Below are 12,469 nucleotides of genomic sequence, written 5' to 3' on the forward strand. Positions count from 1 at the left end.
AGCCGCACGCCGCCCTTGGCATCGGCGGGCAGTTCCTTGAACTTGCCCTTGCCGCGGCCACCTGCATGGATCTGCGACTTCACAACATAAAGCGGACCGGGAAGCTCCTTGGCTCCCTTCACCGCCTCGTCGACGGTTCGCGCCGCGGTGCCGGGGGAGATCGGCAGGCCGAAACTCTGCAGCACGGCCTTGGCCTGATATTCATGGATGTTCATTCTTCTTGGACCTTAAGGAGGGGCGTATTTGCTCTGATGCGATAGTGTCCGCGAACAAAACGAGACGCGACCAGCCTTCTCCCCTTGCGGGAGAAGGTGGCATTGCGCAGCAATGACGGATGAGGGGTGTTAGCGGCGACTTGGAAAGAGGAGCTTCTCCCCTCATCCGCCCCTTCGGGGCACCTTCTCCCACAAGGGGAGAAGGCTGGTCGCGCCCTTTCTTGTTAAGGCTCAGAAGGCGTTCGCCTCAGAGCAGGCCGGCGCCACGGGCCCATTTATATTTGGCGCCGAGCACTTCCACCGGCAGTTCGGTGGAGTAGGCATAGGCCGGCACGCCATGGGCGTAGAGATATTCGGAGGCTTCCTCGACCTGCACGTCGCCGGCGAGGGAGGCGACGATCGGCTTTTCGATGCCCCTGGCCTTCATCTCTTCCTTGGCCTCGATCACCAGCTTGGCGAAGGTCATCGGCGGCGTGATGATGGTGTGCCAATAACCCAGGATGATCGAATGGATGCGGTCGTCCTCGAGGCCGAGCTTGATGGTGTTCTTGTAGGTCGAGGGCGGTTCGCCGCCGGTGATGTCCACCGGGTTGCCGGCCGCGCCGAAGGGCGGGATGAACTTGCGGAAGGCCGCATCGAGATCATCTGGCATCGACATCAGCGATAGGCCATTGTCGACGCAGGCATCCGACAAGAGCACGCCCGAGCCGCCGGCGCCGGTGATGATCACCACGTTCTCGCCCTTGGGCGTCGGCATGATCGGCACGCCGCGGGCGAATTCCAGCAATTGCCGCAACGAACGGGCACGGATGACGCCGACCTGCTTGAAGACGTCTTCATAGATGCGGTCATTGCCGGCGAGAGCGCCGGTGTGCGAGCTCGCAGCCTTGGCGCCGGCCGAGGTGCGGCCGGCCTTCAGCACGATCACCGGCTTCTTCTTGGAGACTCGGCGGGCAACCTCGGCGAAGGCGCGGCCGTCCTTGAGGTCCTCGCAATGCTGGGCGATGATCTTGGTGTTGTCGTCCTGCTCGAAGAAGGTGAGCAGGTCGTCCTCGTCGATATCGGACTTGTTGCCGAGGCCGACGATGGCCGAGACGCCCATCTTGGCCGAGCGCGAGAAACCGATGATCGCCATGCCGATGCCGCCCGACTGGGAGGAAAGGGCGGCCGAGCCCTTGACGTCATAGGCGGTGCAGAAGGTCGCGCAGAGATTGGACGGAGTATAATAGAAACCGTAGATGTTCGGTCCCATCAGGCGGATATTGTATTTGCGCCCGATCTCCTGGATCTCGCGCTGGCCTTCCTCATTGCCGGTTTCGGCAAAGCCCGAGGGAATGAGCACGGCACCCGGAATGCCCTTCTCGCCGCATTCGGCCAGGGCGCCGGCCACGAATTTCGCGGGAATGGCAAAGACGGCCGTGTCGATGGTGCCGGGCACGTCCTTCACGCTCCGATAGGCCTTGTAGCCCAGGATCTCGTCGGCCTTGGGATGGATCGGATAGATCTGGCCTTTGTAACCGCCATTGATCAGGTTCTTCATCACCGAATTGCCGATCTTGCCGTCCTCCGAGGAGGCGCCGATCACGGCAACGGCCTCGGGACGCATGATGCGGTTCATCGCGGTGACGATGGCATCCTGCGAGGGCCTGGGACGGGCAGGCTTGGCCTCGAAGTCTACCACGATGCGCACGTCCGCGGCGGTGGCACCGTCCTTGGTGGCGAAGACCGGGTTGAGATCGAGCTCGGTGATCTCGGGGAAATCGGTGACGAGCTGGGAGACCTTCGCCAGCGTGTCGGCGAGGGCATCGCGGTTGACCGGATCGCCGCCGCGCACACCCTTGAGCATCTCGGCGGCCTGGATGCCGTCGAGCATGGACAGGGCCTCGTCACGATCGATCGGCGCCAGGCGGAAGGTGATGTCCTTGAGCACCTCGACCAGCACGCCGCCGAGGCCGAAGGCGACGAGCTTGCCGAAGCTGTCGTCGGTCACGGCGCCGATGATGACTTCCTGGCCGCCTTTCAGCATCTGCTGGACCTGGATGCCCTCGATGCGGGCATCGGCCTTGTAGGTCTTGGCATTGGCGAGGATCTTGTCGTGGGCGGCTTCGGCTTCGGCGGCGGAGGCCACGCCGACGATCACGCCGCCGGCTTCGGTCTTGTGCAGGATGTCCGGCGAGACGATCTTCATCACCACCGGAAAGCCCATGTCGCCGGCGAGCTCGGCAGCCTCGGCGCTGGAGCGTGCCAGGCCTTCCTTCGGCACGGGAATGCCATAGGCATCGCAGACGAGCTTGCCCTCGGGGGCGGTGAGGCTGGTGCGGCCGGATGCCTTGACGGCATCGAGAACGGCCCGGACATCGGCCTGGATGGATTGCGCGGGTTTTGCCTGGATGTTCATGCTGTTTTCTCCCTGGTCGTTGCCGGATCGAAGCTTCGTCCTGTCGGCGGGAATCTGAACTTCTGGTATCTGGTATGCCAGATTTGAATTTGTCAAGCGCGACTTTCGCTATCGACCGGGACAGAACGCGTCGAAGCGAAAACCGCGCCTCTTTTCCATTTCTATTTCGATGTGACTTTGCGTTTCCTGGCGATTCCGCCTGATCACAAAAGGCTTTAGCTGGAAAGAACCTGATTTCGGTTGATTTCCGCGTATCGCGTGGAGCCAAAGGCCCGGGCTTTGGCTATGTCCTGGAAGATATTGTTCTTATTCAATGAATTAGTCGGTTTCTGGCCTCGGCTATGTCGGCACTGCCGAGACCTGGCATAGGCTGTAGCGATACTGAATGAGATATCGGTGCGGGGTCCTATGGTGATCTTCCCGGCCGGTGCCTGTCAGGGCACCGGCTTTTGCGCTGTGACATGGCGGGCTGATGCCTGCCACGCGAGAGCTACGCCGCGGCGGTGTTGGCCGGCTGCTGTAGCTCCTGCTTGCGCACCACACCGGCACGCCAGGGCTTGAGGACACCGATGGCGAGGATGGCCGCCAGGATATTGGCGCCCGCCGCGATGATGAACACCACGTCCCAGGTTCCGGTCTGCTGCTGCAGTATGTTGGCGAAGGGGACGAGCAGGGCCGCCGTTCCCTTGGCCGTGTAGAGGAGGCCGGCATTGGTTGCGGCATATTTGGAGCCGAACGTGTCCGTGCAGGTCGAGGGGAAGAGGGAATAGATCTCACCCCAGGCGAAGAACACGAAGCCCGAGAGCAGAACGAACCAGACCGGATCATGGCCGAACAGATGCAGCATGTAGATGCCGACACCTTCCATCGCAAAGGCGATGAACATGGTGTTCTCGCGGCCGATCTTGTCCGACACCCAGCCGAAGAAGGGGCGGGTGAGGCCGTTGAGGATACGGTCGAGCGTGGCGGCAAAGGTCACGGCCGTCATGGTCAGGCCGAACAGCGAGACCGGGACGCCGTCGAGCTTGAGGTCTGCACCGATCGGCTTGAGGTTGGCGGTTACCATCAGGCCGCCGGCGCCGACGATCACGAACATGAAGTACATCAGCCAGAAGATCGGCTGGCGAAGCACTTCGGTCGGCGCGAAGTTGCGGCGGGTCTGCACGATGTTCTTGTTCAGCACGGGAGCCGGCACCTGGCCGCTGCGGGGCGTGTGCATGAACAGCGCGAAGATGATGACGATGATGCCCTGGCCGAGGCCGAACCAGAAGAAGGCGGCCTGGAACCCGTCATTGGCTATCATGGCCTGGATGGGCGCAACCGTCAGGGCCGAGCCGGCACCGAAGCCGGCCGCCGTGATGCCGGCCGCGAGGCCGCGCTTGTCCGGGAACCATTTCAGCGCGTTGCCCACGCAGGTGCCGTAGACGGCGCCGGCGCCGATACCGGCAATGATCTGTCCCAGATAGAATAGAGTGAGCGAAGTGGCGTAGGAATTGATCACCCAGCCGACGGCGCAGAGTGCACCACCGAAGACCACTACGAGTTTTGGCCCGTATTTGTCGACGAACCACCCTTCGACCGGCACGAGCCAGGTCTCGAACAGGACGAACAGGGTGAAAGCCCATTGAATGGCTGCCCGGTCCCAGCCAAACGTCTTCTGGATGTCGGGAACGAAGAATGTCCAGCCATACTGGAGATTGGCGATCATCACCATACAGACGACGCCGATTGCAAGCTGTGTCCAGCGGAAGGCATCCGATACCTTCGGCAGGTTTTCCTCTCCTTGCGACCCTACCATTGCAGTCCCCCTTGGTTTTTGTTGGAGGTTGGACGGAGCCCAGGCTCCATTAAGCAGGTTGTGTCGCCATATTGGTATCTTGCATGCCAGTTGGCAAGCGCCGTTTTTCGCCTAGACACGCCGAATCGTCCCGGAAGAGGCGTCTTCCAGGGCGGTTCAGAGTGGATGGGGTAGAGGGACAAACGGCATCAAGTTACGGAAAGAATTGAGATCTTCGCTTCGCGTGCCTCTGTTGTCCGCACAATTGCGAATAGATCAAAAAAAGTTGCACAGAAGCAGCCGTAACTCTGCTTCATGTCGCATTCATACTATAAATAGTCGTAAATCAGACATAATTCTCTGGCATGCCAGAGGCGATTTTGCGTCTTCGGCTACCACCGGCGGCCATGCCGACAGGCTGCACGCGCAGGCGACCGAACCGGTCTCCCAAGCGCGCGCTCATATACACCCTCACCTGCTTTGAACTGTGGCGAGTGCGGAGCCGGCCTGGCAATCAACCCAGTCGAATCGATCCGACCGAAGCCATTCCCGGGTTCCCGCCCCAGATCTCGGATGAAGGGGCGGTTGCGATCCTGGCCTTCAGAGGCCGAAAGGTTCGCGGGAACCGGCGCGGATATCGGCCTGGGCCATCTTCATCAGGAAGCCCGAGAAGGCTGCCCAGATGCGAGTCGACACCGGGCGGACAGCAGGGCTACGGGACAGAGCGGAAGTGGTCATGGTCGTTCTCCACATTGGGTGTTCGAGGAAAGATCCTGTGTTGTCGTGAATCTGGCATACCAGATCCCAGAAGGGTAGGGGCAATGTTGCAATGCAGTCATGCGCTCTTTGCATTGCGAAGTAAACAGCCTCAGCTCATCTGCAACCAGCTTGTTCCCCCGTCTGGCGGGCGGTGTGGGCTAAATCCAGTTTAGGGGTACCTCTATACTAAACACGAAAATGCAAGGTATCCTTCGCAGGATTTACTGCATCGCGGCATGAAACTACGGACGTCACAAACTCGCGAATTCGTCGACGCAGACCGTCCTTCGAACCGGCAAAGTCTGGTTTCCTGCAGCCGCAATTTTACTCGCTTTCCCCGTTGAAATGAATAGCAAGTATTTGAAATTAAAGAGAATTAATCTCCATTTCCGGTGAAGAAAGAGACAGGTTCCGACCCCCGTCGGAGGCGAAAAATGCGGATTGACACTCTGGTATCTGGCATGCCAATGTACCAGCTGTACGGCATGCCACGGCGTCATCCCGCCAAGTAGAAGGCGATTTCGGCATAGTTGATCGCCCCCTCTACATCGGAGGCGGTCCCATCAAAGCCGATGACCCTCAGCGGCATATCGTTGCGAAGAACAACGGGAGGAATTGCCCCAATGGCAACGGTTACAGCATTGCAAAAGCCCGTGACGACGACGGCCGAGGACACGCTCAAGCAGAAGGCGCGCGACGGCAGCGTCGTCTCCGGCGGACATCTCGTCGCCAAGGCGCTCAAGGCTGAGGGTGTCGACACGATCTTCACCCTGTGCGGGGGGCATATCATCGACATCTATGATGGCTGTCTCGACGAAGGCATCCGCATCGTCGACGTCCGTCACGAGCAGGTCGCCGCCCATGCCGCCGACGGCTATGCGCGCCAGACCGGAAAGCTCGGTTGCGTGGTCACCACTGCCGGCCCCGGCTGCACCAATGCGATGACCGGCATCGCCACTGCCTTCCGCTCGGAAAGCCCGGTCCTGCATATCGGCGGGCAGGGCGCGCTGACCCAGCACAAGATGGGGTCGCTGCAGGATCTGCCGCATGTCGACATGATGAAGCCGATCACCAAGTTCGCGGCGACGGTCTCCTCCACCGAACGTGTGGCCGACATGATCTCGATGGCGGCGCGCGAATGCTTCGCCGGCGCCTATGGCCCGTCCTATCTCGAGATCCCGCGCGACGTGCTCGACCGGGAAGTTGCCCTCGACCGTGCGGTGCTGCCGGAATCCGGCAAATATCGCGCTTCGACCAAATCCATCGGCGATCCCGCCGACATCGAGAAGCTCGCCGACATCCTGGTCGCCGCCGAGCGCCCTGCCATCCTCTATGGCCAGCAGGTCTGGACCGGCCGAGGGCAGGAGGAAGCCATCGCGCTGCTGCGTGGCCTCGACATTCCCGGCTATTTCAACGGCGCCAGCCGTGGCCTGCTGCCGCCCGGCGACCCCCACCATTTCGACCGCACGCGCTCGCTCGCCTTCGCCAAGGCCGATGTGCTCGTCATCGTCGGCACGCCCTTCGATTTCCGCATGGGCTATGGCAAACGCATCAGCAAGGATCTCAAGCTGATCCAGATCGACATGGACTACCGCACCGTCGGCAAGAACCGCGACATCGATCTCGGCCTGGTCGGCGATCCCGGTGCGATCCTCGGCGCCGTGCTGCAGGCGACCTCCGGCCGCATGGACAAAGGCAAGCGGCAGTTGCGCCAGCAATGGATGAAGATGCTCCAGGATGCCGAAGTGGTGGCGACCGAAAAGCTGATGCCGCTCTTCCTCTCCAACCAGACGCCGATCCATCCCTATCGCGTCGCCTATGAGCTCAACGAATTCCTCGGCGAGGACACCATCTATATCGGCGACGGCGGCGACGTGGTGACGATTTCGGCCCAGGCCGTGCGTCCGCGCGGGCCGGGGCAGTGGATGGATCCGGGCGCTCTCGGTTCGCTCGGCGTCGGCACCGGTTTCGCCCTGGCGGCCAAGCTCGCCAATCCCAACAAGGAGGTGCTCTGCTATTACGGCGACGGTTCCTTCGGCATGACCGGCTTCGACATGGAAACCGCCGATCGCTTCGGGGCACCCTATCTGGCCGTCATCGGCAACAACTCCTCGATGAACCAGATCCGTTACGGCCAGGTCGCCAAATATGGCGAGGAGCGTGGCAATGTCGGCAACAAGCTCGGCGACGTGGCCTTCTCGAAATTCGCCCAGATGCTCGGCAATCACGGCGAGGAAGTCCGCGATCCCAGTGAGATCCAGCCGGCCCTGCGGCGGGCCCGGGAAGCCATGGCCAAGACGGGCCGCTCGGCCCTGGTGAACATCTGGGTCGATCCGGACGAATACGCACCAGGCACCAAGAACCAGACCATGTACAAGTGAGATTGCGGGATGGCCGGCCAGCCTCGCACGAGGCGTCGCCGGCCCGGCTATCCCGCTCCCTCGCGTAGCTAACAGATGATATTTCCGAGGAGGGAACGATGGGACAGGCACTCGAAGGCGTGCGCATCCTCGACTTCACGCATGTGCAATCCGGTCCGACCTGCACGCAATTGCTGGCCTGGTTCGGCGCCGATGTGATCAAGGTGGAGAAGCCGGGCGTCGGCGACATCACCCGCACCCAGCTGCGCGACATCCCCAATGTCGACAGCCTCTATTTCACCATGCTCAACCACAACAAGCGCTCCATCACGCTCGACACCAAGAACAAGGCCGGCAAGGCCGTGCTCGAGGAACTCGTCAGGAGTTGCGACGTGCTGGTGGAGAATTTCGCGCCCGGCGTGCTCGACCGCATGGGCTTTTCCTGGGCCCGCATCCAGGAGCTCAATCCCCGCATGATCGTGGCCTCGATCAAGGGCTTCGGTCCCGGTCCCTACCAGGACTGCAAAGTCTATGAGAACGTCGCCCAATGCGCCGGCGGCGCCGCCTCGACCACCGGCTTCGACGACGGCCCGCCTCTGGTGACCGGCGCGCAGATCGGCGATTCCGGCACCGGCCTCCATCTGGCCCTCGGCATCGTCACCGCGCTCTACCAGCGCACCCATTCGGGCCGCGGCCAGCGTGTGGATGCTGCCATGCAGGACGGCGTGCTCAATCTGTGCCGGGTGAAGCTGCGCGACCAGCAGCGCATCGAGCGCGGCCCCATGAAGGAATATCCGCAATATCCCAACGGCAAATTCGGCGATGCCGTGCCGCGTGCCGGCAACGCCTCGGGTGGCGGTCAGCCCGGCTGGATCCTCAAATGCAAGGGCTGGGAGAGCGATCCCAACGCCTATATCTACTTCATCACCCAGGCGCCGGTCTGGGGCGCGATCTGCAAGGTGATCGGCAAGGAGGAGTGGATCACTGATCCCGACTATGCCACGCCGGAAGCGCGCCTGCCGAGGCTTCGTTCCATCTTCGATACCATCGAGAAATGGACGGAGACCAAGGACAAGTTCGAGGCGATGGACATCCTCAACAAATACGACATCCCCTGCGGACCGATCCTGTCGATGCGCGAGATCGCCAACGAGCCCTCGCTCAGGGTGACGGGAACCGTCGTGGAGGTCGACCATCCGGAGCGCGGGCCCTATCTGTCGGTCGGCAACCCGATCAAGCTCTCCGACAGCCCCACCGTGGTCGAGCGCTCGCCGCTGCTCGGTGAGCATACGCAGGAGGTCCTGCGCGACGTCCTCGGCTTCGACCAGGGCCGCATCGACGAGATCGCGGGAAGCGGCGCCCTCGGCGCTCCCGTGGCCATGGCGGCCGAGTGAGGTTTCCTCATTGAGATGAAGGGGCGGGCGCCGTCGCGGTGCCCGCCTTTTTGGTGTTGGGGCCTGGGAGCGCGGACGTCCTCGTCCGCTCTTGGAAACGCTACGCATACAGGAGGGGAAGAGCGGACGAGGACGTCCGCGCTCCCAGGTCATTGTTTCCACATCCGCTTTGACAGTTGTTCTTATCTGGTATACGTTATACCAGATAAGAACGATATCCATGCATGGGAGGGAATGATGAAACTGCACGAGTTCCAGTCCAAGCAGATCCTGGCACCCTATGGCGTCGAGGCACCGCAGGGCGCCGTGGCCATTACGGCCGAAGAGGCCGGGCAGGTGGCGCTTCGTCTCGGTGGTTCCCGTTTCGCCGTGAAGGCGCAGATCCATGCCGGTGGACGCGGGAGGGCCGGGGGCGTCCATATCGTTTCGTCTTCCGACGCGGCGGCGGAGGCAGCCCGGGCCCTGCTGGGCCGGCGCCTCGTCACCGAGCAGAGCGGTGCGCATGGCCGCGTCGTCGAACGTGTGCTGGTGGAGGCGGCCGTCGACCATATCCGCAGTTTCTACCTGTCGCTCAGCGTCCACGCCGCCAGCGGGACCCTTGTCCTTGCAGCGAGCGGCGCCGGCGGCGACGATATCGAGGACCGTGTCCTGGCCGGAGAAGACGGCCTGGAGCGGCTGTCTCTCGGGGATGGGAGCCAGGCCAGGCCCGAGGATCTCCGTGCTCTCGCGGCTCACCTGGGCCTCGCCGGGCAGCCGGCCGAAGCCTTCGTGGCTCTCGCCGATGGCCTGCGCCGCGCTTTCCTGGAACTCGACGCCAGCCTGATCGAGATCAACCCGCTGGTATTGACCGCCGACGACAGTCTGCTGGCGCTCGACGTCAAGATGATCATCGACGACCACGCCTTGTTCCGCCAAGCCACCCTGGCGGAATTGCGCGAGGAGGATGGCGATGAATACGAGGTCAAGGCCCGCCAGCGCCAGCTCAATTATGTCCGCATGGACGGCAGCGTCGGCATCGCTGCCAATGGCGCCGGGCTCGGGCTTGCCACGGTCGACCTCGTCCATGCCGCCGGCGGAGCGCCGGCCAATTTCATGGATATCCGCACCACGGCGACCAGCCTCGACATCGCGCATGGCTTCAGCCTGCTGCTCGACAATCCCCAGGTCCGCGCTCTGCTCATCAATGTGCATGGCGGCGGCATGCAGTCCTGCGACACGGTTGCCGAGGGGCTCGGAATCGCCATGCGCCGGGCCGGGCGCACCCTGCCGGTGGTGACCAGGCTCGCCGGCAACAACGCCGACTATGCTCGCTCGCGCTTCGCCAATTTCGGCTGCCGCATCATCGAATGCCCGGACATGTGGACAGCGGCGTCGAAGGCCGTTGCAGCTGCGCGATGATAGCGATTCTGCTGCGATTTTAGACTGATAAATCCAGAACAATACATTCGCGCTACATGCGCATGGAGGGCGGAATGGCTATCCTCATCGACAGTGAAACCCGCGTCGTCTGCCAGGGCATGACCGGCTGGGCGGGGACGCATCATACCGCCGCCATGATCGAGTATGGCACCAAGGTCGTGGCCGGCGTGACCCCCGGCAAGGGTAGGCGCTCCCATCTCGGCGCGCCGGTGTTCGATACGGTCGCGGCGGCTGCTAGGGAGACCGGCGCCAATGCGAGCATGGTCTTCGTGCCGCCAGCCCAGGCCAGCGCCGCCATCATCGAGGCCATCGAGGCCGAGATTGCGCTGGTCGTCGCCATCACCGAACGGGTGCCGGTGCTCGACATGATCAGGGTGCGCCATGCCCTGGCCGGCTCGAAGACCCGGCTGATCGGCCCCAATTCGCAGGGGATCCTGTCCCCGGGCCTGTGCAAGATGGGCGTGATGGCAACGGGCAGCGAGCGCCCGGGCAGCGTCGGCATCGTCTCGCGCTCGGCCTCGCTGACCAGCGAGGTGATCGCCCAGGTTTCCGCCGTGGGCCTCGGGCAGTCGACCACCGTGGGGGTGGGCGGCGATCCGGTGCATGGCCTGTCGATGCGGGACTGCGTCGAACTCTTCCTCGCCGATCCCAAGACCGAGGGCATCGTGCTGATCGGCGAGATCGGTGGCGAGGAAGAACAGGAAGCGGCCGATTATGTCGCCTCCGTCAGGCCCAGCATGCCGATCGTCGGCCTGGTCGTCGGGCTGCATGCCCCGGCCGAGCGGCGCATGGGCCATGCCGGTGCCCTCACCATGCATGGCCGCGATCGGGCCGACGCCAAGATCGCCGCCTTCGAGAAGGCCGGCATCACGGTGGCATCGAGCCCGCATCTGGTCGGCGACACGATCGGCCGGGCGCTCGCGGCGAGGGCGAAAGCGGCTTGAGGGCAATCTTTCCGAATGCGCGGGCATTCGATCCATAAGTGTTAACCTCGGCTCGAAAGTCGCGCTTCTTTACCCTCCCCTCGATGGGGAGGGTCGACGCAAAGCGTCGGGGTGGGGTGACTTCTTAGTAGGAAACGGCCCTTCCATTGACGAAGACCTGAGTAATCCCACCCCACCCCGGCCTTTCAGGCCGACCCTCCCCATCGAGGGGAGGGTAAAGAGCCTGCGCTCTTGTCTGCAAAATTTACGCCCATGGGCATCCTGCCCGCTCTCCCCGATCTCTTCATTGCACGAAGCGGTTCTGCAGGCAGCCGATGCCCTCGATGCTGACGCGGACGTCGTTCTGCGCTTCCTTCATGGCGCCGACGCCGAGCGAGGTGCCGCAGCAGATCAAGTCGCCGGGCAGCAGGGTCATATCCCTGGAGATCAGGCTGACGAGCCGGGCCGGCGGGAAGACCATGTCGGCGATCGGATAGTTCTGGCGCTCGTCGCCATTGAGCAGCGTCCGCACCACCAGGCTCGCGGGATCGATGTCGGTGGCGATTACCGGGCCGAACGGCCCGAAGCCGTCGAAGCTCTTGGCGCGCACCCATTGGGCGAAGGTCGCGTCGCGGCTGATGATGTCGCCGGCCGTGATGTCGTTGACGCAGGTATAGCCGAAGATGGCGTCCGCGGCCTCCTCCTCGGAGGCGTTGCTGCAGGGCTTGCCGATGACGATGCCGAGCTCGCCCTCATAGACCACCCGGCCGTCATAGGAGGCAGGCCTTGTCACGGTTGCCCCCGGCGCGGTGACGCTGGTGGGTGCCTTGAGGAGATAGAGCGGCTCCGGCGGCACGGCGACATCAAGCTTGGCGGCGAGCTGATGGAAATTGTTCCAGAGCGCGATGATCTTGCTCGGCACCGTCGGCGCCAGGAGCTTGGCCTGCGCCAGGGGCAGGGTCCGGCCGGTGGCGGCGGCGATGCCGAACATGTCGCCGCGATGGACGTGGATGGCCTCGCCCTCGAGCTTGCCGAACTGGGCCTGCCCGTCTTCCTCGAAACGGATCCATTGCGACATGGCGGGTTTGCCTTTCTTGAAAAGATGGGAGCGAGCTATTTGCTTGCTGTTCAGAAGCCCTTGATGATTTCCTCGACCATTTTCTTGGCGTCACCGAAGAGCATCATGGTGTTGTCCTTGAAGAAGAGCTCGTTCTCGACGCCGGC

At 62.9% G+C, this 12,469-nt stretch carries 10 protein-coding genes; 4 read left to right on the top strand and 6 right to left on the bottom strand.

The features are described from left to right. The 4 genes from BA190_RS31115 to BA190_RS36255 all read right to left on the bottom strand — a co-directional run. Positions 1-215 (bottom strand): ATP-grasp domain-containing protein (locus BA190_RS31115; protein WP_371260444.1); only part of this gene is annotated, 215 nt, incomplete at its 3' end. 247 nt (positions 216-462) lie between these two features. Beyond that, a complete protein-coding gene (locus tag BA190_RS31120) occupies positions 463-2,613 on the bottom strand; it encodes an acetate--CoA ligase family protein (protein WP_068297502.1) in 2,151 nt (716 codons plus the stop codon). Between the two features lie 490 nt (positions 2,614-3,103). Next, positions 3,104-4,411, bottom strand: a complete 1,308-nt coding sequence (gene oxlT / locus BA190_RS31125) for an oxalate/formate MFS antiporter (RefSeq protein WP_068297504.1) — start codon at positions 4,409-4,411, stop codon at positions 3,104-3,106. Positions 4,412-4,990: 579 nt separating this feature from the next. After that, entirely contained in the window at positions 4,991-5,128 is a 138-nt protein-coding gene (locus BA190_RS36255; RefSeq protein ID WP_156771777.1) for a hypothetical protein, read from the bottom strand. A 644-nt stretch (positions 5,129-5,772) separates the two neighbouring features. Here BA190_RS36255 and BA190_RS31130 point away from each other — a divergent pair. The 4 genes from BA190_RS31130 (at position 5,773) to sucD (ending at position 11,266) form a co-directional block, all read left to right on the top strand. Beyond that, on the top strand, positions 5,773-7,530 hold the full coding sequence (locus BA190_RS31130) for a thiamine pyrophosphate-binding protein (protein WP_068297506.1): 1,758 nt from the start codon (positions 5,773-5,775) through the stop codon (positions 7,528-7,530). Between the two features lie 98 nt (positions 7,531-7,628). Continuing rightward, a complete protein-coding gene (gene frc, locus BA190_RS31135) occupies positions 7,629-8,903 on the top strand; it encodes a formyl-CoA transferase (protein ID WP_068297509.1) in 1,275 nt (424 codons plus the stop codon). Between the two features lie 234 nt (positions 8,904-9,137). After that, entirely contained in the window at positions 9,138-10,301 is a 1,164-nt protein-coding gene (gene sucC, locus BA190_RS31140) for an ADP-forming succinate--CoA ligase subunit beta (RefSeq protein WP_245315015.1), read from the top strand. Between the two features lie 74 nt (positions 10,302-10,375). Beyond that, the gene (gene sucD, locus BA190_RS31145) at positions 10,376-11,266 is read left to right on the top strand and encodes a succinate--CoA ligase subunit alpha (RefSeq protein WP_068297523.1); all 891 of its coding nucleotides are present in this window, start codon (positions 10,376-10,378) and stop codon (positions 11,264-11,266) included. A 283-nt stretch (positions 11,267-11,549) separates the two neighbouring features. On the opposite strand, the gene BA190_RS31150 is transcribed toward sucD, so the two are convergent. Both BA190_RS31150 and BA190_RS36260 read right to left on the bottom strand, forming a co-directional pair. Then, positions 11,550-12,323, bottom strand: a complete 774-nt coding sequence (locus BA190_RS31150) for a fumarylacetoacetate hydrolase family protein (protein ID WP_068297525.1) — start codon at positions 12,321-12,323, stop codon at positions 11,550-11,552. Positions 12,324-12,373: 50 nt separating this feature from the next. Then, positions 12,374-12,469: NAD(P)(+) transhydrogenase (Re/Si-specific) subunit beta (locus BA190_RS36260; RefSeq protein WP_156771778.1), on the bottom strand; the 96-nt coding region annotated here is incomplete at its 5' end.

This window comes from Labrys sp. WJW (assembly GCF_001676615.1).
Classification (GTDB): domain Bacteria; phylum Pseudomonadota; class Alphaproteobacteria; order Rhizobiales; family Labraceae; genus Labrys; species Labrys sedimenti.

Bases quoted from the DNA above. Each gene is read 5' to 3' on its own strand.
- BA190_RS31150 (WP_068297525.1), bottom strand. From the start codon at position 12,323: ATGTCGCAATGGATCCGTTTCGAGGAAGACGGGCAGGCCCAGTTCGGC.
- frc (WP_068297509.1), top strand. From the start codon at position 7,629: ATGGGACAGGCACTCGAAGGCGTGCGCATCCTCGACTTCACGCATGTG.
- sucC (WP_245315015.1), top strand. From the start codon at position 9,138: ATGATGAAACTGCACGAGTTCCAGTCCAAGCAGATCCTGGCACCCTAT.
- BA190_RS36255 (WP_156771777.1), bottom strand. From the start codon at position 5,128: ATGACCACTTCCGCTCTGTCCCGTAGCCCTGCTGTCCGCCCGGTGTCG.
- BA190_RS31120 (WP_068297502.1), bottom strand. From the start codon at position 2,613: ATGAACATCCAGGCAAAACCCGCGCAATCCATCCAGGCCGATGTCCGG.
- sucD (WP_068297523.1), top strand. From the start codon at position 10,376: ATGGCTATCCTCATCGACAGTGAAACCCGCGTCGTCTGCCAGGGCATG.
- BA190_RS31130 (WP_068297506.1), top strand. From the start codon at position 5,773: ATGGCAACGGTTACAGCATTGCAAAAGCCCGTGACGACGACGGCCGAG.
- oxlT (WP_068297504.1), bottom strand. From the start codon at position 4,411: ATGGTAGGGTCGCAAGGAGAGGAAAACCTGCCGAAGGTATCGGATGCC.